Source organism: Streptomyces sp. NPDC000941 (assembly GCF_053599555.1).
The window spans coordinates 29,077-48,330 of record NZ_JBSFMM010000047.1 but is presented as its reverse complement, the minus strand read 5'-3'; the positions used below and the strand labels follow the sequence as shown (position 1 = coordinate 48,330).

General features: G+C 70.9%; 17 protein-coding genes and 1 pseudogene. 5 read left to right on the top strand and 13 right to left on the bottom strand.

From position 1 onward, the window contains the following. The first annotated feature begins 38 nt into the window (after positions 1–38). Entirely contained in the window at positions 39–1,262 is a 1,224-nt protein-coding gene (locus ACWDSL_RS17655) for a TerD family protein (protein ID WP_450486303.1), read from the top strand. Between the two features lie 213 nt (positions 1,263–1,475). Here ACWDSL_RS17655 and ACWDSL_RS17650 read toward each other — a convergent pair. Continuing rightward, positions 1,476–2,929: pseudogene (locus tag ACWDSL_RS17650) on the bottom strand (alkaline phosphatase PhoX). A gap of 166 nt (positions 2,930–3,095) precedes the next feature. Next, positions 3,096–4,625 carry a hypothetical protein gene (locus tag ACWDSL_RS17645; RefSeq protein ID WP_450486284.1) on the bottom strand — a complete coding sequence of 510 codons (1,530 nt, stop codon included), beginning with the start codon at positions 4,623–4,625 and terminating at the stop codon, positions 3,096–3,098. A gap of 425 nt (positions 4,626–5,050) precedes the next feature. On the opposite strand from ACWDSL_RS17645, the gene ACWDSL_RS17640 reads away from it, so the two are divergent. Both ACWDSL_RS17640 and dapA read left to right on the top strand, forming a co-directional pair. Beyond that, positions 5,051–6,904, top strand: coding sequence for an endonuclease/exonuclease/phosphatase family protein (locus tag ACWDSL_RS17640; RefSeq protein ID WP_450486282.1), 1,854 nt, complete (start codon positions 5,051–5,053; stop codon positions 6,902–6,904). Positions 6,905–7,019: 115 nt separating this feature from the next. Then, entirely contained in the window at positions 7,020–7,913 is an 894-nt protein-coding gene (dapA, locus tag ACWDSL_RS17635) for a 4-hydroxy-tetrahydrodipicolinate synthase (RefSeq protein WP_450486280.1), read from the top strand. Positions 7,914–7,943: 30 nt separating this feature from the next. Here the strand turns inward: dapA and dapD are convergent, their stop codons facing one another. From dapD to ACWDSL_RS17580, 11 genes are all read right to left on the bottom strand, one after another. Continuing rightward, positions 7,944–8,942, bottom strand: coding sequence for a 2,3,4,5-tetrahydropyridine-2,6-dicarboxylate N-succinyltransferase (gene dapD / locus ACWDSL_RS17630; protein WP_450486278.1), 999 nt, complete (start codon positions 8,940–8,942; stop codon positions 7,944–7,946). Positions 8,943–9,544: 602 nt separating this feature from the next. After that, positions 9,545–10,141, bottom strand: a complete 597-nt coding sequence (locus ACWDSL_RS17625) for a TetR/AcrR family transcriptional regulator (RefSeq protein WP_450486276.1) — start codon at positions 10,139–10,141, stop codon at positions 9,545–9,547. Further along, complete coding sequence (locus ACWDSL_RS17620; protein ID WP_450486274.1) at positions 10,141–10,461, bottom strand: DMT family transporter; 321 nt, start codon at positions 10,459–10,461, stop codon at positions 10,141–10,143. The genes ACWDSL_RS17625 and ACWDSL_RS17620 overlap by 1 nt, the downstream gene beginning before the upstream one ends. Positions 10,462–10,599: 138 nt before the next feature. After that, positions 10,600–10,938 (bottom strand): metal-sulfur cluster assembly factor, encoded by a 339-nt coding sequence (locus ACWDSL_RS17615; RefSeq protein WP_450486272.1) that lies wholly within the window; start codon positions 10,936–10,938, stop codon positions 10,600–10,602. After that, positions 10,935–11,399 carry a Fe-S cluster assembly sulfur transfer protein SufU gene (gene sufU, locus ACWDSL_RS17610; protein ID WP_450486270.1) on the bottom strand — a complete coding sequence of 155 codons (465 nt, stop codon included), beginning with the start codon at positions 11,397–11,399 and terminating at the stop codon, positions 10,935–10,937. Before sufU ends, ACWDSL_RS17615 begins: the two co-directional genes overlap by 4 nt. A gap of 11 nt (positions 11,400–11,410) precedes the next feature. Beyond that, positions 11,411–12,667: a cysteine desulfurase gene (locus ACWDSL_RS17605; protein ID WP_450486268.1), complete on the bottom strand. Its 1,257-nt coding sequence runs from the start codon at positions 12,665–12,667 to the stop codon at positions 11,411–11,413. A gap of 60 nt (positions 12,668–12,727) precedes the next feature. Continuing rightward, positions 12,728–13,495, bottom strand: coding sequence for a Fe-S cluster assembly ATPase SufC (gene sufC / locus ACWDSL_RS17600; protein ID WP_089511311.1), 768 nt, complete (start codon positions 13,493–13,495; stop codon positions 12,728–12,730). Positions 13,496–13,502: 7 nt separating this feature from the next. Beyond that, entirely contained in the window at positions 13,503–13,826 is a 324-nt protein-coding gene (locus tag ACWDSL_RS17595; RefSeq protein ID WP_014180620.1) for a bifunctional 3-phenylpropionate/cinnamic acid dioxygenase ferredoxin subunit, read from the bottom strand. Further along, the gene (gene sufD / locus ACWDSL_RS17590) at positions 13,823–14,995 is read right to left on the bottom strand and encodes a Fe-S cluster assembly protein SufD (RefSeq protein ID WP_450486265.1); all 1,173 of its coding nucleotides are present in this window, start codon (positions 14,993–14,995) and stop codon (positions 13,823–13,825) included. The genes ACWDSL_RS17595 and sufD overlap by 4 nt, the downstream gene beginning before the upstream one ends. 84 nt (positions 14,996–15,079) lie before the next feature. After that, the gene (gene sufB, locus ACWDSL_RS17585) at positions 15,080–16,501 is read right to left on the bottom strand and encodes a Fe-S cluster assembly protein SufB (RefSeq protein WP_450486263.1); all 1,422 of its coding nucleotides are present in this window, start codon (positions 16,499–16,501) and stop codon (positions 15,080–15,082) included. Then, the gene (locus ACWDSL_RS17580; protein WP_450486301.1) at positions 16,498–17,274 is read right to left on the bottom strand and encodes a helix-turn-helix transcriptional regulator; all 777 of its coding nucleotides are present in this window, start codon (positions 17,272–17,274) and stop codon (positions 16,498–16,500) included. The genes sufB and ACWDSL_RS17580 overlap by 4 nt, the downstream gene beginning before the upstream one ends. 256 nt (positions 17,275–17,530) lie before the next feature. On the opposite strand from ACWDSL_RS17580, the gene ACWDSL_RS17575 reads away from it, so the two are divergent. After that, positions 17,531–18,457 (top strand): ABC transporter ATP-binding protein, encoded by a 927-nt coding sequence (locus ACWDSL_RS17575; protein ID WP_450486261.1) that lies wholly within the window; start codon positions 17,531–17,533, stop codon positions 18,455–18,457. Next, a complete protein-coding gene (locus tag ACWDSL_RS17570; protein ID WP_450486259.1) occupies positions 18,454–19,227 on the top strand; it encodes an ABC transporter permease in 774 nt (257 codons plus the stop codon). Before ACWDSL_RS17575 ends, ACWDSL_RS17570 begins: the two co-directional genes overlap by 4 nt. The last annotated feature ends 27 nt before the right edge of the window (positions 19,228–19,254 follow it).

Below are 19,254 nucleotides of genomic sequence, written 5' to 3'. Positions count from 1 at the left end.
GTAAAGCGGGCACGTTCGTTACCCCGGGCATGACCGCTATGACTCCCGGCTCGAACCTCCCCCTGTCCGTCGCGCGCGTGGCAGTGGATGTCACCGCCCCGGTGCGGCTGGATGTGTCGGGCCTGCTCCTCACCGCCAATGGCAAAGTGCGCTCCGATGACGACTTCGTCTTCTACAACCAGCCCGCCGGGCCCGGCGTGACCCACGGCGCCGGGGCGGGCGGCGCGGGTGACACGATCACCGTCGACACCACCGCCGTGCCGGGCGACATCGAGAAGATCGTGGTGACCGCGAGCCTGGACGCGCCCGGGGCGACGTTCTCGGGCACCGAGCCGACGGCCACCGTGCGCGGCGCGGACGACGGCGCCGTGATCGCGACATTCACCCCGCCCCAGCTCGGCGCCGAGACCGCGCTCGTGATCGTCGAGGTGTACCGGCGCAATGGCGCGTGGAAGGTGCGCGCGGTCGGGCAGGGGTATGCGAACGGGCTGGCGGGCATCGCCACCGACTTCGGTGTGACGGTGGAGGAGCCCGCCGCGCCCGCGGCCCCCGCCCCCGCGGCCGTCCAGGCGCCGCCGCCCGCCGGTCCGCCCGCCGGTTTCCAGCCTCCGCCGATGCCCGCCGCCCCGCCGCCCGCTCCCCCGGTCGCCGCCCCGGCAGCCGCGGCCGCGGCGCCCGGCGCCGGGAAGATCAACCTCGACAAGGGCCGCGTCAATCTCCAGAAGAACCAGACGGTGTCGCTGGTCAAGGGCGGCCGACCGCTGCAGAGTTCGGTCAAGATGGGCCTGGGCTGGGAGCCCGCCTACCGCAGCAAGGACATCGACCTCGACGCGTCCGTGATCGCCTTCGGCGTGGACCGCAAGAAAATCGACGCCTGCTTCTTCGGCAAGCTCTCGATTCTCAACGGCACGATCCAGCACTCCGGCGACAACCTCACCGGTGAGGGCGGTGGCGACGACGAGACCATCACGGTCCACCTCGGCGGGCTGCCGCCGGAGGTCACCGGCCTGGTCTTCACGGTCAACTCCTTCTCCGGCCAGAAGTTCACCGATGTCGCGAAGGCCTACTGCCGCCTGCTGGACGCGGGGACGGGCGAGGAGCTGGTCCGCTTCGATCTGACCCACTCCGAGCCGCGTACGGGCGTGATGATGGCCAAGTTCATCAAGCAGTTCTCGGGCGAGTGGGAGATGACCGCGATGGGCGAGTACGTGGACTCCCGTACGGTCCGCGGGATGGTGAAGCCCGCCGGCAAGGCGCTCTGAGTCGGCTGGGTCGGCTGAGCATCTGATCCAGGACGGGCCCGGCACCGGGGGCCCAGGCCGGACCGCCGAAGAGGGAGGAAGGTCGGCGCTCCGGCCCGGGCCGTCCCGTAGCCCGTACAACGAGCGGAGCGGGCAGAGGTGTCGCAGCGGTGTCGCAGAAAATACGGGCCGCCCCCGCCAGATGCGCGGGGACGGCCCGGAGCTGAGGGATGATCAGCCGCGGGGGCGCTGGCGGCGCCAGGGGCCGGTGATGGCCAGCATGATGCCGGGAGTCTGGATGTTGGCGTAGAGGGTGCGGCCGTCGGGCGAGAAGCAGACGCCGGTGAACTCGCTGTACTCCGGCTCCTCCGCGGTGCCAATGTTGAGTTCGTTGCGCGCGATCGGGTACGTACGGCCGTCGTCCGTGGCGCCGAAGAGGTGCTGGACGCCCTCGCCGTCCTCGGCGATGACCAGACCGCCGTACGGCGAGACGGTGATGTTGTCGGGGCCGTCGAAGGCGCCGTCCTTGGACGGGTCGGGGTTGACGCCGAGCAGCACCTTCAGGGTCAGGGTGCGCCGCTTCGGGTCGTAGAACCAGACCTGGCCGTCGTGCGCGACCGGGCTCTCCTCACGGGCGTACGAGGAGACGATGTACGCGCCACCGTCGCCCCACCACATGCCCTCCAGCTTGCGGGCCCGGGTGACCTGGCCGACGTCGAACTGCTTGCGCACCGGGACCGACTTCGCGTCGCGGTCGGGCACGTCCACCCAGTCCACGCCGTAGACCGTGCCGGTCTTGGTCGCGCGCGACAGGTCGTCGACGAAGTTGCCGCCGGAGTCGAAGCACTTGGGGGCCTGCAGCACACCCGCGTCATCGGCGAGGGTGCGCAGCTTGCCGCGTCCGTGCTCGAAACCGCGCGGCGGGACCCAGCGGTAGAACAGGCCGTTCGGGCCGGAGGCGTCCTCGGTCAGGTAGAGGTGGCCGCGCTTGGAGTCGACGACGACGGCCTCGTGGGCGTAGCGCCCCAGCGCCTTGATCGGCTTGGGGTCGCGGTTGGCCCGGCGGTCGTGCGGGTCCACCTCGAAGACATAGCCGTGGTCTTTGGTCATGCCGTTCTTGCCGGCCTTGTCCTCGGTCTCCTCGCAGGTCAGCCAGGTGCCCCACGGGGTGGATCCGCCCGCGCAGTTGGTGGAGGTGCCCGCGATGCCGACCCACTCGGTGACATGGTCGCCGTGCTTGGAGACCTCGACGACGGTACAGCCACCGGAGGCCGCCGGGTCGTAGACGAGGCCCTCGGTCAGCGGCACGGGGTGCGGCCAGTCGGCCCGCGGGCCCTTCAGCTCGTGGTTGTTGACGAGCAGCGTGGCGCCGCGGGTGCCCTCGAAGGTGGCGGTGCCGTCGTGGTTGGAGGGGGTGGACTCGCCGGACTCCAGCTTGGTCTGGCCGGTGCGGGTGATGACCCGGTAGCTGAAGCCGGCGGGGAGCGCGAGGAGGCCCTTGGGATCGGCGACGAGCGGGCCGTAGCCGAACCGGGCACCGCCCCGCTCGGCCGCGTCGGTGGTGGTCAGGTCCTCGGACGGCTCCGCGGCCAGCGCGCCGGGGCGGTGGCGAGCACCCCGGCGCTGCCGACGAGGGCGACACCGGTATACGCGGAACTCTTCGCGAAGTCTCTGCGGGTGAGCGGCATCTTCATCTCCTGAATGGCCAGATCTGTCCACCGACTGCGCGCCTACGCTCCCGTCCCCGGCCGAACAACAGTTGAACTGGACGCGACATCGACGGTTCGATTGACGCGGACAGGCCGAACCAGCGCCAGGCTCCCGCAGGAGCGTCAGGCGCGTGACGGTGGAGCGTCAGACGCGTGAGCGCGCCTTGAAGGCCGCCTTCCGCGCTTCCTTGGCGGTCTTCTTGTCCGGGTGCAGCCGCCCCATCGCCTCCAGCACCTCGGCGGTCGCCGGGTGGTCCACCCGCCACGCCGAGTCGAAGAAGCTCCCGGACTGCTCGACGAGGCCGCGCACCAGCTCCCGCAGCTCGGCGGAGTCGCCTTCGGCGGCGAGCTGGGCCGCGATGGTGTCCACCGTCAGCCAGAACACCATCTCCTCGGACGGCTCCGGGACATCGGGCATCGCGTGTTCGGCCAGCCATACCCGGGCCAGGCCGCCCAGGTGCCAGTCGTCAAGCACCTCGCGCAGCGCGGGCTCGGCCGCGTCCCCGACCAGCGAGAGCGTCTGCTGGCAGGCCAGACGGCGCAGCGGCGCGCTCGTGTCGTCGCCGCGCGCGGCGGCCAGCAGCTCGCGGGCGGCCGCGTCGGGCGTACGGCGGGCCAGCCACTGCTCGGCCTCGGCGCGCGCCGCGGTCTCCGGGTGCCCGGGCAGGGCGTCCAGCAGGACCTCCGCGCCCTTGTCGGCCAGGTCGCCGACGGCCGGGGCGTCGATACCGGCGTCCAGCATGCGGTTGCGCACACCGAAGACGCCGAGCGGGGTGAGCCTGACCATGCCGTAGCGGGAGAAGTCGTCCTCGTCGGGGCCGAGGGGGTCGGAGCCGAGGGGCGATCCGGCGGTCTCGGGGAAGCGGCCCTCGCCGTCGACCTCCTCGATCAGCGCCTCGTCCACGGGCTGGTACTCGACCAGGCCGGTCGGCTCCAGCATCCGGAACTGGTCGTCGAGGCGGACCATCGCCTCGGAGATCTCCTCGAGGATGTCGTCGGTGGGCTCCTCCATGTCCTCGGGGACGATCATGGCGGCGGCGAGCGCGGGGAGCGGCACGGCGCGGCCGGCGTCCTCCTCGTCCAGGGCGGTCAGCAGATACAGATTGCCCAGCACCCCGTCCAGGAACTCGGCCTCCTCCTCGGGGTTCCAGTCGATCTCGTCGAGGTCGATCTCGCCGTCGTCGCCGATCTGGTCGACGATCTCGGCGAGGTCGGGGGCCGCCGCGTCGGCGAGTACGGTCTCGAAGCCGCCGAGCCAGATGTCCAGGACGTCCCGCGGGCTGCCCTCGGTGATCAGCCGCAGCTCCTCGCCGGGGGTGGCGATCCCCGTGGCTCCGTCCTCGTCGAGGTCCTCGTCGACATCCCCGTCGGCCGCCGCGCCCTCAGCCGCCGGCGCGGGCTCCTGGACCTCGATCAGCCCGGTGTCGACGGCCAGCTGCCAGGCCTCCGCCGCGTACCCCGGCCCGTCCTCGTCGGTGCCGAGGCCCAGGTGCTCGGCCGCCGCACGCAGATCGGGCTCGGTGAGCACGCCGCCCGCCGCGACCGGCCGCTGTGGCCCGGCCCAGCGGGCGAGCCGTACCGCGCGGGCCAGCAGGGGGGCGCTGAGCGCGTCCCGGGCGAGTTCGGCCTCGGAGCGAAGCCGCACGGGCGGCAGGGTGGGGCGGTCTCCGGGCATCGGCGGAGTCATCTCCTCGGGAGCGGATGGAGCGGACGAAACGGCTGGAACGATGGAAACGGTTGAACGCGTGATGGAACTCATGATGGAACTCTTGGGATGGATCGTGCTCGGGAGGGGCCGCGGCACCAGGGGCGCGACCGGGTCCAGCCTAGACGGAAGGTGGGGCTGTTTCGTCCCGATGTGCCGTCAAGGGGACGTCGGCCTGCGAATTCGGCCATGGACCCGGCATACGACATGAGCGGCCGACCCCACGGGCGCCGGAGCGCGCCCCACCCCCGCGCCGTGCCCCGGTTCACGCCCCGACCCCGCCCGTACACCAGCCGTCCCTTGACAACTGCCCTGGTGAAGAAGGACATTGACGCGCGTAGACGCTTGTGCGCCCCTGGTAAACGTCTCGTCGCTCCCTCATCGGAGGCCCCACCATGCCCCCACGCGCCCTGCGCGGTCCCGCCACCGTCACCGCCGTCGTCGCCTCCGCGCTCGCGGCCGGGCTGCTCGCCGCCCCACAATCGGCGGCCGCCGCCGAGATCCGGATCCATGACATCCAGGGCAGCACCCGAATATCCCCGTTCGCGGGCAAACAGGTGTCCGAGGTTCCCGGCACGGTCACGGCGATCCGCGCCTTCGGCTCCTCGCGCGGCTTCTGGTTCCAGGACCCGCACCCCGACCGGGACCGGGCCACCAGCGAGGCGATCTTCGTCTACACCGGTTCGACGACCCCGTCGGTCGCCGTCGGGGACGCGGTGCGGGTCTCCGGCACGGTCAGCGAGTACTACCCGGGCGGTGCGGACGCCGGGCTGCAGTCGGTCACCGAGCTCACCAAGGCGACCTGGACGGTCGAGTCCTCGGGCAACGCGCTGCCCGCCGCTTATGCGCTCACCCCCTCCACCGTCCCCGACCGCTACGCCCCCGACGCATCGGGCGGCAATAGCGGCAATAGCGGCAATAGCGGCAATATAGAAGAGTTGCGGCTGCGCCCGAACTCCTACGCCCTGGACCGCTATGAGTCCCTGGAGGGCATGCGCGTCTCCGTCAAGGACGCCCCGGTCGTGGGCGCGACCACCCAGTACGACGAGCTGTGGGTGACCGCCGAGCCCGGCCACGCCCGTACCGCCCGCGGCGGCGCGCTCTACAGCTCCTACCGCGACCCGAACGCCGGCCGGGTCAAGGTCGCCTCCCTCATCCCGTTCGCCCAGCGCCCCTTCCCCGTCGCCGATGTCGGCGACCGGCTGACCGGCACCACCGCGGGGCCGCTGGACTACGACAACTTCGGCGGCTACGAGATCCAGGCCACCGCGCTCGGCGAGCTCGCGGACGGAAACCTGGCCCGGGAGACCACCCGTAAGCAGAAGGCCGACGAGCTGTCCATCGCCACGTACAACGTGGAGAACCTGTCCCCCAAGACCGCGCAGGCGAAGTTCGACCGGCTCGCCTCGGGCCTCGTGGACAACCTCGCCTCGCCCGACATCGTCGCCCTGGAGGAGGTCCAGGACGACAACGGCCCGACGAACGACGCGGTCACCAGCGCCGGAGCCACGCTCAAGAAGCTCACTGACGCGATCAAGGCGGCCGGCGGCCCCGCGTACGAGTGGCGGCAGATCGACCCGGCCGACGACCAGGACGGCGGCCAGCCGGGCGGCAACATCCGCGTCGCCTTCCTCTTCAACCCCGAGCGGGTCTCCTTCACCGATGTCGCGGGCGGGGACGCCACCACCGCGGTGCGGGTGACGGACGACGGCGGCAAGGCGGGCCTGTCGGCCTCCCCTGGCCGTATCGACCCCGAGAACCCGGTCTGGAAGGACAGCCGCAAGCCGCTGGCCGGGCAGTTCTCCTTCCGGGGCCGCCCGGTCTTCGTGGTCGCCAACCACTTCAACTCCAAGGGTGGCGACCAGGGCCTGGACAGCCGCTTCCAGCCCCCGGCCCGCGGCTCGGAGACCCAGCGCACCGGGCAGGCCGAAGCGGTCAACGCCTTCGTCAAGAAGCTGCTGGCCGTGGACCCGCAGTCGCGGGTCGTCGTCGCGGGCGACCTCAACGACTACCAGTTCTCGCCCGCGCTGGCCGATCTCACCAACGGCGGGGTGCTCACCGACCTGGTCACCGGGCTGCCGAAGGACGAGCGCTACGGCTATGTCTACAACGGCAATTCGCAGGTGCTTGACCACATCCTGACCAGCCACGCCGTGCGCCGCCCGGACTACGACATCGTGCACATCAACGCGGAGTTCGCGGACCAGTCCAGCGACCACGACCCGCAGATCGTCCGAGTGAAGCCGTAGCAGTACTGAACTGTCGGACCAGCACAATTAAATAGACCTGTACCCCGAAGGGGCCCAGAATCCAGCGCAGGAAACACCCCCTGTCCCGTCCTCCTGCCGCACGGAGCGTTCACACATGTCCCTGGGCCCCTTCGGCCGTACCGCCGCCGCCATGATCACCCCGTTCGACGAGGACGGCGCCCTCGACCTCGACGGCGCCCAGCGCCTGGCCACCCATCTGCTGGACCGGGGCGGCTGCGACGGAATCGTGGTCAGCGGCACCACCGGCGAGTCCCCGACCACCTCCGACGCCGAGAAGGAGGCACTGCTGCGGGCCGTCGTGGAAGCCGTCGGCGACCGGGCCCGGATCACCGCGGGGGTGGGCACCAGCGACACCCGGCACACCGTCGAGCTGGCCCGCGCGGCCGAAAAGGCCGGAGCGCACGGCCTGCTCGTCGTCACCCCGTACTACAGCCGGCCGCCGCAGGACGCCGTGGCGGAGCACTTCCGTACGGTCGCGGACGCCGTCGGGCTGCCCGTGATGCTGTACGACATCCCCGCCCGCACCGGCACCGAGCTCGCCGCCGACACGCTGCTGCGGCTCGCCGAACATCCTCGCATCACGGCCGTCAAGGACAGCGCGTACAACCTGCTGAAGGCGGCGAAGGTGATGGCCGCCACCGACCTCGCCTACTTCTCCGGCTGCGACGAGCTGAATCTGCCGCTGCGGGCCATCGGCGGCGTCGGCTACGTCAGCGTCGTGGCCAACGTCGCAGGTCAGCAGGTGCGCGCGGTGCTCGACGCATACGACACGGGGGATCCGGGCGAGGCCGCCCGGCGCCATCTGGCCCTCACCCCGCTCATCGAGCGGATGATGGCCGCCGGCACGCCGGGGGTGGTCACCGCCAAGGCGCTGCTCGGCGCGCTCGGACTGCCCGCGGGCCCGGTCCGGGCCCCGCTGCTCCCGGCCGGCCAGGAGCTGACCGACAAGCTGCTGGCCGCGTACGGCGAGGTGGCGGGCGGGCGCTGACCCTGGAGCGCCCGCCCCACGCCCTGAGGCTCAGTTGTGGCTGTGCAGCGCCTCGTTGAGGCCGCCCCACGAGCCGCTGCGCGGCAGCGCCTCGACCGCGCCGGTGGTGGAGTTGCGGCGGAAGAGGAGGTTGTTGACGCCGGACAGCTCCAGCGCCTTGTGGATCGTGCCGTCCGGCAGGGCGATCCTGGTGCCCGCGGTCACGTACAGGCCCGCCTCGACGATGCAGTCGTCACCGAGCGAGATGCCGATGCCCGCCTCGGCGCCCAGCAGGCAGCGCTCGCCGATGGAGATCGTCTGCTTGCCGCCGCCCGACAGCGTGCCCATGATCGACGCACCGCCGCCGATGTCCGAACCGTCGCCGACCACGACGCCCGCGCTGATCCGGCCCTCGACCATGGAGGTGCCCAGCGTCCCGGCGTTGAAGTTGACGAAGCCCTCGTGCATGACCGTGGTCCCGGAGGCCAGATGGGCGCCGAGCCGGACCCGGTCGGCGTCGCCGATGCGCACCCCGGCGGGGACCACGTAGTCGGTCATCCGCGGGAACTTGTCCACGCTGGTCACCGACAGCTGCAGCCCCTCGGCGCGGGCCGCGAGGCGGGCCCGCTCGACCTGGTCGACGGGGACGGGGCCGAGCGAGGTCCAGGCCACGTTGGCCAGCAGGCCGAACATGCCGTCCAGGCTCTGGCCGTGCGGCTTGACCAGGCGGTGGCTGAGCAGGTGCAGCCGCAGATAGACGTCGTGCGCGTCGAGCGGCTTGTCGTCGAGGGAGCCGATGACCGTACGGACGGCCACGACCTCGACCCCGCGGCGCGGGTCCGGCCCGAGGGCCTTGAGGGCGGTGTCGCCCAGCAGCTCGGCGGCGCGCTCGTCGCTCAGCCGCTCGGTCCCGGCCGGGCCGGGCTCGGCGACCAGCTCGGGGGCCGGGAACCAGGTGTCGAGAACGGTGCCGTCCTCGGCGAGGGTGGCAAGACCGGCGGCGGCTGCGCCGGTGTGGGTGGTGCTGGTGGTGATGGCTGCGTCGGTCATGGTCAGAACGCTAACCGGAGCCGGGCCCGGGAGGCGAACCGGTCTCAGCGAGCGGTCCGGGGCGGTCGGTCGTCCGCTGTCGGCGGGCGGTCCGGACGGCCGAACATCCGGCGTCGACGAGCGATTCGGGCGGCCGGTCGGCCCCTGTCGGCAGGCGGTCCGGGCAGCCGGTGACCCGCTGTCGGCAGGCAGTCCCGGCGCCGGACATCCGGCTGTAGCGAGGCCATTCGGGGCGGCCGGACATCCGGCGTCGGCGGCCGGTCCCGTAAGCGGCCGGTCCCTGCAACGGCCGGACGCCCAATGCCGGCGGGCAGGCCCCGGCAGCCGGACGCCCAGCGTCGGCGGGCAGTCTCGGCAGCCGGCCATCCGGCGCTGGCGGGCAGCTCCTGGCAGCCCGTCATCCCTTGCCGACAGGCCATCCCGGGCAGCCGGACGTCCGGCGTCGGCAGGCCGTCCCGGCAGCCGACCGTCCGGGCTCGGCGAGCGGTCCCTGCAGGCGGACGTCCGGCGTCGGCAGGCCATCCGGGCAGCCCGTCATCCGCTGCCGGTGGTCCGGTGTCGACAGGCCATGCCAGCAACCGATCATCCACCGTCCTCCCGGCTCAGCGAGCGTTCACGCGCAGGCCGCCGTCCACGTCCCCGCCGCCCTCGTCCCCGTCCGCGCCCATGATCCGCGCCAGCACCGCGCGGGTGCCCTCCCGGTCGTACGGGCGGTCCGCCAGCAGCACCTGCAAGGTCAGCCCGTCGATCAGAGCCACCACCGCGCGCGCCGCGGCCGCGTCGGGCACCAGTCGCGTCAGCATCCGGGCCATCTCGTCCAGGCACTCGGCGGCGAGCGGGCGCAGCCCCTCATGGCGCAGCGCGGCGAAGTACAGCTCATACTCCAGCTCCAACCGCGCCCGGTCGCCCGCGAACTGCTCCTCCAGCCACCGGGCCAGCTCGTCGGCGGGCGGCGCGGCCGGATCGACACCCTCCGCCCAGCGCTCCACCTCCGCCAGCCACTCCGCGTTGATCTGCCGGAGCGCCGCGATCAGCAGATCGTCGAGGGTGGCGAAGTGGTACGTCGTCGAGCCCAGCGGCACATCGGCCGCGGCGGCCACGGTCCGGTGGCTGAGCCCCGCGATACCGCGCTCGCGGACCACGGCAGCCGCGGCGTCGATGATGCGCTGCCGCCGCTCGGGGTCGTAGCGGCGGGCCATCAGTGGGCCCCGCCGAGGTTGAGCACGATCACCCCGGCGATCACCAGCAGCACCCCGGCCACCTTGGCGACGGTGGCGGCCTCGCCGAGGAAGAGCATGCCGATCGCCGCGATGACGGCGGTCCCGGCCCCGGCCCATATGGCGTACGCGGTGCCCATCGAGACCGTCTTGAGGGTCTGCGCGAGCAGCGCGAAAGCGACCAGATAACCGGCAGCGGTGGCCAGCGAGGGCCAGAGCTTGCTGAAGCCCTCGCTGTACTTCATCGAGGTGGTGGCCAGGATCTCGGCGGTGATCGCCCCGGCGAGCGTCAGATATCCCATGCGTACGAGTGTACACAACGATGCGTACGACCGTACGCAACCGACACCCGGAAACACCGGGAAACACCCGGAATACGCGAACAGCCCCCGCGCCGAGGCGCGGGGGCTGTTCAGGCGTGCTGCTGCCGTCAGCGGCCGTCAGACGTTGAAGCCGAGGGCGCGAAGCTGCTCACGGCCGTCGTCGGTGATCTTGTCGGGGCCCCACGGCGGCATCCAGACCCAGTTGATGCGCAGCTCGTTGACGATGCCTTCGGTGGCCGACTTCGCCTGGTCCTCGATGACATCGGTCAGCGGACAGGCCGCGGACGTCAGCGTCATATCGAGGGTGGCGATATTGGCGTCGTCGATGTGGATGCCGTAGACGAGCCCCAGGTTGACCACGTCGATGCCCAGCTCGGGGTCCACGACGTCGTACAGGGCCTCGCGGACCTCTTCCTCGCCGGCCGGCTTGACGGCTGTTTCCACGATGTCACTCATACGATCTTCCCTTCGGCGCGCTCGCCCAGCGCCTGGGCGGTCGCGTCCTTCCACGCCATCCAGCTCAACAGGGCACACTTCACCCGGGCCGGGTACTTGGAGACGCCGGCGAACGCGACCGCGTCCTCCAGCACCTCCTCCATCGCGTCGTCCGGCTCGGTCTTGCCCTTGGACTGCATCAACTCCAGAAACGTTTCCTGGATTCTGCGCGCCTCGCCGATCTCCTTGCCGACCAGCAGCTCATTGAGCACGGAAGCGCTGGCCTGGCTGATGGAACAGCCCTGGCCGTCGTAGCTCACATCCTCGATGGTCTCGCCGTCGAGACGGACCCGGAGGGTGATCTCGTCCCCGCAGGTCGGATTGGTGTGGTGTACCTCGGCGTCCCCGTCCCTCAGGCCCCGCCCGTGCGGGTGCTTGTAGTGGTCGAGGATCACGTCCTGATACATCGAATCAAGCTTCACGCAGCACGCCCCTACCCGAAGAAGTTCCGAACGTGCTCCAGGCCCTCGACCAAGGCGTCGACCTCGGCCGGGGTGGAGTACAGATAGAACGACGCTCGCGTGGTCGCGGGAATTCCGTACCTGAGGCAGACGGGCCGGGCGCAGTGGTGGCCGACCCGGACCGCGATGCCCTGCTCGTCGAGCACCTGACCCACGTCATGGGGGTGGATGTCCCCGAGCGTGAAGGAGATCGCGGCGCCGCGGTCCTCGGCCGTGGTCGGGCCGATGATGCGCAGGCCGGGGACCTCCAGGAGCCTGCGCACCGCGTACTCGGTGACCGCGTGCTCATGGCGGGCGATGTTGTCCATGCCGATCGAGGTCAGATAGTCCACAGCCGCGCCGAGGCCGACGGCCTGGGCGATCGGGGGCGTACCGGCCTCGAACTTGTGCGGCGCCGGGGCGTAGGTGGAGGAGTGCATCGAGACGGTCTCGATCATCTCGCCGCCGCCGAGGAACGGGGGCAGGTCCTCCAGCAGCTCCTGACGGCCCCACAGCACGCCGATGCCTGTCGGGCCGCACATCTTGTGGCCGGTGAAGGCCACGAAGTCGGCCTGGAGCGCCTGTACGTCCATCGTCATATGCGGGGCGGCCTGCGAGGCGTCGATCACGACGAGGGCGCCGACCTGCTGTGCCCGGCGGACGATCGCCTCGACCGGGTTGACCGTGCCGAGGATGTTGGAGACCAGCACGAACGAGACGACCTTGGTCTTCTCGGTGATGATCTCGTCTATGTTCGACAGGTCGAGCCGGCCGTCGTCGGTGAGGCCGAACCACTTCAGCTTCGCGCCCGTGCGCTGCGAGAGCAGCTGCCAGGGGACGATGTTGGAGTGGTGCTCCATCTCCGTGATGACGATCTCGGTGTCGCTGTCCACGCGGTAGGGCTCATCGGCCCAACCCAGCATGTTGGCGACGAGGTTGAGCGATTCCGAGGCGTTCTTGGTGAAGATCACCTCGTCCCGGCTCGGCGCGTTGATGAAGGCGGCCACCTTGTCCCGGGCGCCTTCGTACAGCGCCGTGGCCTCCTCGGCGAGCACATGCACTCCGCGGTGCACATTGGCGTTGTGCACCTCGTAGTACTCGCTGAGTACGTCGAGCACCTGACGCGGCGTCTGCGACGTGGCCGCGTTGTCCAGGTACACGAGCTTCTTGCCGTCGTGGACCAGCCGGTCCAGGATCGGGAAGTCCTTGCGGATCGCCTCGGTGTCGAGGAGGCCCGGCAGCTGTGTCATGTCCCTGCGCCTCCGTATACGTCGCCGAACCCCTGGCCGCCGAAACGGCCCCTGTCGTCGTCACTCACTCGTCGCGCCGCCCTTCACATAAGCCTCGTAGCCCTCTTCCTCCAGCTTGTCCGCGAGCTCCGCGCCGCCGGACTCGGCGATCCGACCCGCCGCGAAGACATGGACGTAGTCGGGCTTGATGTATCGCAGGATGCGCGTGTAGTGGGTGATCAGCAGGGTGCCGACCTCACCGGTCTCGCGGACGCGGTTGACGCCCTCGGAGACCACGCGCAGCGCGTCGACGTCCAGACCGGAGTCCGTCTCGTCGAGGATCGCGATGCGGGGCTTCAGCAGTTCGAGCTGGAGGATCTCGTGTCGCTTCTTCTCACCGCCGGAGAAGCCCTCGTTGACGTTGCGCTCGGCGAAGGCGGGGTCGATGGAAAGGCGCTCCATGGCCTCCTTGACCTCCTTCACCCAGGTGCGCAGCTTCGGCGCCTCACCGCGGATGGCGGTGGCCGAGGTGCGCAGGAAGTTGGAGACGGAGACCCCGGGGACCTCCACCGGGTACTGCATGGCGAGGAAGACGCCCGCGCGGGCCCGCTCGTCGACGGACATGGCCAGCACGTCCTCGCCGTCCAGCGTCACCGTGCCGCCGGTGACCTGGTACTTGGGGTGACCGGCGAGCGAATACGCCAGCGTGGACTTGCCGGAGCCGTTGGGGCCCATGATGGCGTGGGTCTCGCCCTGCTTCACGGTCAGGTCGACACCGCGCAGGATCTCGCGGGGGCCGCCTTCGGCCTCGACGGAGACGTGCAGGTCGTGGATCTCAAGCGTTGCCATGGGTGCCTCAGGACTCCTGGGTGACGGAGACGAGCACGTCGTCCCCTTCGATCTTTACGGGGTATACGGGGACGGGGCGCGTCGCGGGGAGGCCGGACGGCTTGCCGGTGCGCAGGTCGAAGCTGGAGCCGTGCAGCCAGCACTCGATCTGGCAGTCCTCCACCTCGCCCTCGGACAGCGAGACGTTCGCATGCGAACAGATGTCGTTGATCGCGAAGACCTCGCCCTCGGTGCGCACGAGCGACACGGGCACGCCGTCGAGCTCCACCCGCTTGGGGGTGTCGTCCTCCAGCTCGCTCAGCGCGCAGGCGCGTACAAAGGTCTGGCTCATGCGACGGACGCTTTCAGCTCGGCCTCGATCTTGGCGATCAGGCGCTCCTCAAGCTCGGGGATGCCGATCTGCTGGACGAGCTCGGCGAAGAAGCCGCGGACGACAAGACGGCGGGCCTCGTCGGCCGGGATGCCGCGCGCCATCAGGTAGAACAGCTGCTCGTCCTCGAAGCGGCCGGTCGCGCTGGCGTGGCCGGCGCCGACGATCTCGCCGGTCTCGATCTCCAGGTTCGGCACCGAGTCGACGCGCGCGCCGTCGGTCAGCACGAGGTTGCGGTTGAGCTCGTAGGTGTCGGTGCCCTCGGCCGCGGCGCGGATCAGCACATCGCCGATCCAGACCGCGTGGGCGTCCTTGCCCTGGAGCGCGCCCTTGTAGGCCACGTTGCTCCGGCAGTGCGGGGTGTCGTGGTCGATGAAGAGCCGGTGCTCCTGGTGCTGGCCGTTGTCGGTGAAGTACAGGCCGTAGAGCTCGGCCTCACCGCCCGGGGCGCCGTAGATGACGCGCGGGTGGAGGCGCACCACATCGCCGCCGAAGGTGACGACCACGGACTTGAACGTGGCATCGCGGCCGACGAGCGCGGTGTGCTGCGCGGCGTGGACGGCGGTGTCGGCCCAGTCCTGGATCGAGACGACGGTGAGCTTGGCGCCGTCGCCGACCAGGAACTCCACATTGGCCGCGAGGGTGGCGTCGCCGGTGTGGTCGATGACCACGACGGCCTCGGCGAAGGCGCCGACCTCCACGACCTGGTGGCCGTAGGCGGTGCCGCCCTCGCCGTGCACGGAGATCCGCACGGGCTCGGTGAGCACGGTCTCCTTGGCGACCGAGACCACCGAGGCCTTCTCGAAGGAGCTGTACGCCTGCGCCGCGATCCGGTCGACGGGCTTGCCGGCCTTGCCCAGGCGCGGGTCCGTACGGTCCACGGTCTCGACGGTGACGCCCTCGGGGGCGCTCACCTCGACCCGCAGCCCGCCGGTGGCCTCGGCCGTGCCGTCGTGCAGACCGCGCAGCCGCTCCAGAGGAGTGAACCGCCACTCCTCCTCACGGCCATGCGGCACCGGGAAGTCGGCCACGTCGTACGACGCGATGGCGCCGAGCCTCGCATCGGTGGGCTGGCCGCCCACCTGGATGGCACCGTCCGTAGTGGATCCGGCCGGAATGGTTTCAGCCATGGCAGCTGTACAGCTCGCTTTCTGGTGACGTACCTGGGCCCTCCCTGGGGACGGCCGCCGCGGGTATCGGGGGAGGCGCCGGCGTCAGCCGACCGCGCCTTCCATCTGCAGCTCGATCAGCCGGTTGAGCTCCAGCGCGTACTCCATGGGAAGCTCGCGCGCGATCGGCTCGACGAAGCCGCGCACGATCATCGCCATGGCCTCGTCCTCGGACAGGCCGCGGCTCATCAGGTAGAACAGCTGGTCGTCGCTGACCTTGGAGACGGTCGCCTCGTGGCCCATGGACACGTCGTCCTCGCGGACGTCCACATAGGGGTAGGTGTCCGAGCGGGAGATGGTGTCGACCAGCAGCGCGTCGCACAGCACATTGGACTTGGAGCCCTCGGCGCCCTCGCCGATCTCGATCAGCCCGCGGTAGGAGGTGCGGCCGCCGCCGCGCGCCACCGACTTGGAGATGATGTTGGACGAGGTGCGGGGCGCCATGTGGACCATCTTGGCGCCGGCGTCCTGGTGCTGGCCCTCGCCCGCGAAGGCGATGGACAGGGTCTCGCCCTTGGCGTGCTCGCCCATCAGATAGACGGCCGGGTACTTCATGGTCACCTTGGAGCCGATGTTGCCGTCGACCCACTCCATGGTCGCGCCCTCGTAGGCCACGGCGCGCTTGGTGACCAGGTTGTACACGTTGTTCGACCAGTTCTGGATGGTCGTGTAGCGGCAGCGGGCGCCCTTCTTGACGATGATCTCGACCACCGCGGAGTGCAGCGAGTCCGACTTGTAGATCGGCGCGGTGCAGCCCTCGACGTAGTGGACGTACGCATCCTCGTCGACGATGATCAGCGTCCGCTCGAACTGGCCCATGTTCTCCGTGTTGATCCGGAAGTAGGCCTGGAGCGGGATCTCCACGTGCACGCCCTTCGGCACGTAGATGAACGAGCCGCCGGACCACACCGCCGAGTTCAGCGAGGCGAACTTGTTGTCACCGACCGGGATCACCGAGCCGAAGTACTCCTTGAAGAGCTCCGGGTGCTCCTTGAGGCCGGTGTCGGTGTCCAGGAAGATGACGCCCTGCTCCTCAAGGTCCTCACGGATCTTGTGGTAGACGACCTCGGACTCGTACTGGGCCGCGACACCCGCGACGAGGCGCTGCTTCTCGGCCTCCGGGATGCCCAGCCTGTCGTACGTGTTCTTGATGTCCTCGGGCAGCTCTTCCCAGGAGGCGGCCTGCTGCTCCGTCGAGCGCACGAAGTACTTGATGTTGTCGAAGTCGATACCGGAGAGGTCCGAGCCCCAGGTGGGCATGGGCTTCTTCTCGAAGAGCTTGAGGCCCTTCAGCCGGAGCTTCAGCATCCACTCCGGCTCGGACTTCTTCGCCGAGATGTCGCGGACGACAGCTTCGGAAAGGCCGCGCTTGGCCGAGGCCCCGGCCACATCGGAGTCGGCCCAGCCGTACTCGTAAGTGCCCAGCCCCTCGAGCTCGGGGTGAGCGGTCTCCGTGGGGAGAGTCATTCGGGGTTCCTCCCGGCCGTGCTGGCAGATGCTGTGGTGGTCTTGGTCTTGCTGGGGGTCTTGCTGGGGGCGGCCTTCTCGGCCTTGCCGGTCCCGGGGATGTAGGTCGTGCACACCCCGTCGCCATGGGCGATGGTGGCCAGACGCTGCACATGAGTCCCGAGGAGCTGGGAGAAGGCCTCGGTCTCCGCCTCGCACAGCTGCGGATACCGCTCGGCCGCATGGGCGACCGGGCAGTGGTGCTGGCAGAGCTGCTCGCCGACCGGTGCGCTGCGCGCCGTAGCAGCGTACCCGTCTGCGGACAGTGCGCGGGCAAGGGCGTGGGCGCGGCTGTCGGGCTCCGCTGCCTCGACGGCCTGGCGGTACGCCACGGCCTGGGCGGCGAGCCTGGCGCGCGCGAAGGCGGCGACCGCGGCGCGGCCCGCCTCGCCGCCGCCGGCGCTCTGCTCGATCCAGCGCAGGGCGTCCACGGCCAGCTCGTCGTACGCCTGGTCGAAGGCGTCGCGCCCGCAGTCGGTGAGCGCGAAGACCTTGGCCGGGCGGCCGCGGCTGCGCGCCCCGTACACCCTCTTCTCGCGGGGCTCGACGACGCCGTCGGCGACGAGGGTGTCGAGGTGGCGGCGCACGGCCGCCTGGGTCAGCTCGAGCCGCAGGGCGAGCTCGGCCGCGGTGGACGGGCCATGGTCGAGGATGGAGCGGGCGACCTTGTTACGGGTGCCGTGCTGCTCATCGGGCGCGGGCACGGACGCGGACGCAGGCACGGACGCGGGCACGGCAGATCGCGCGGCCGCCTCGACCGCGCGTCCCGCCGGAGCTTCGCTCGCGTATTTCACAACGCCATTGTTGCGTAATTCCCCGGGGAGGTACAAGCGAGGTCCCGGCGGCGGTCCGGTGGAGTGCGTCACTAAGGCACACCTAACCGAGATGCCCGGCCTGCCTGCGGCAAGAGGCCCGGGCCTGCCTGCGGAAACAAGGTCCGTCCCCGCCCTGCCCGCCGGCTCCCCCCGGGGGATTCGTAGACTGCCGGGCATGCGAGAAGAGCCCGCGGTCGACATCCTCGGCCTCGTCAAGCGGTACGGCTCGAAGACCGCCGTGGACGGGCTCGACCTGTCCATCGCGCGGTCCACCGTGACCGCCGTGCTCGGCCCCAACGGGGCAGGCAAAACGACCACCGTCGAGACCTGCGAGGGATACCGGCGGCCGGACGGCGGCACGGTCCGCGTCCTCGGCCTCGACCCCGTCACCCAGGCTGCCGCGCTGCGCCCCCGGATCGGCGTGATGCTCCAGTCCGGAGGGGTTTACTCCGGGGCGCGCGCAGAAGAGATGCTGCGCCACACCGCGGGCCTGTACGCCCACCCCCTCGACGTCGACCACCTCATAGAACGGCTCGGCCTCGGCTCCTGCGGCCGTACGACCTATCGCCGGCTCTCCGGCGGCCAGCAGCAGCGCCTCGCGCTCGCCATGGCCGTCGTCGGCCGCCCCGAACTGGTCTTCCTCGACGAGCCCACCGCCGGCCTCGACCCGCAGGCCCGGCGCGCCACCTGGGACCTCGTCCGCGATCTGCGCCGGGACGGCGTGACCGTCGTGCTGACCACGCACTACATGGACGAGGCCGAAGAGCTCGCCGACGACGTCGCGATCGTCGACGGCGGCAAGGTCATCGCCCAGGGCAGCCCGGAGCAGCTGTGCCGCGGCGGAGCCGAGAACACGCTGCGCTTCACCGGCCGCCCCGCGCTCGACCTGCCCTCGCTGCTCAAGGCGCTGCCCGCCGACTCCGCGGCCGACGAGCTGACCCCCGGCTCGTACCGCGTCACCGGCAAGATCGACCCGCAGCTGCTGGCCACCGTCGCCTCCTGGTGCGCCCAGAACGGCGTCATGCCGGACCGGATCTCGGTCGAGCGGCACACCCTGGAGGACGTCTTCCTCGAGCTGACCGGCAAGGAGCTGCGCGCGTGACCGCCCCGGGAACCTTCACCCCACAGCCGGGCCCGGCCCCGCTGCCGCGCATGATCCGCGCCCAGGCCGCCCTGGAGACCCGGATGCTGCTGCGCAACGGCGAGCAGCTGCTGCTGACCGTGATCATCCCGTCCCTGCTGCTGGTGCTGTTCAGCAGCGTCGACATCGTCGACACGGGCTCGGACGGCAAGACCGTGGACTTCCTCGCCCCCGGCGTCCTGGCGCTCGCCGTACTGTCCACGGCCTTCACCGGACAGGCCATCGCGACCGGCTTCGAGCGGCGGTACGGCGTCCTCAAGCGGCTCGGCGCCTCGCCGCTGCCGCGCTGGGCCCTGATGACCGCCAAGACCTGCTCGGTGCTGGTCACCGAGGTGCTGCAGATCGCGCTGCTGACCGTGATCGCCCTCGCCCTCGGCTGGTCCCCGCACGGCAACCCGCTCACCGTCGCGCTGCTGCTGCTCCTCGGCACGGCCGCGTTCTCCGGCCTCGGCCTGCTGATGGCGGGCACTCTCAAGGCCGAGGCGACCCTCGCGGCCGCCAACCTCGTCTTCCTGCTGCTGCTCGTCGGCGGCGGGGTGATCGTGTCGCTGGACAAGTTCCCGGACGCGGTGCGCGCCGTGCTGCAGCTGCTGCCGATCTCGGCCCTCTCGGACGGGCTGCGGGACGTGCTGCGGGACGGGGCGGGGGTGCCGTGGGGGGACCTGGGGATCCTGGCGGTGTGGGCGGTGCTGGGGCTGGGGGCGGCGGCGCGCTGGTTCCGCTGGGAGTAGTGGGACCCCTCGTGCCCCCCTCGTGAA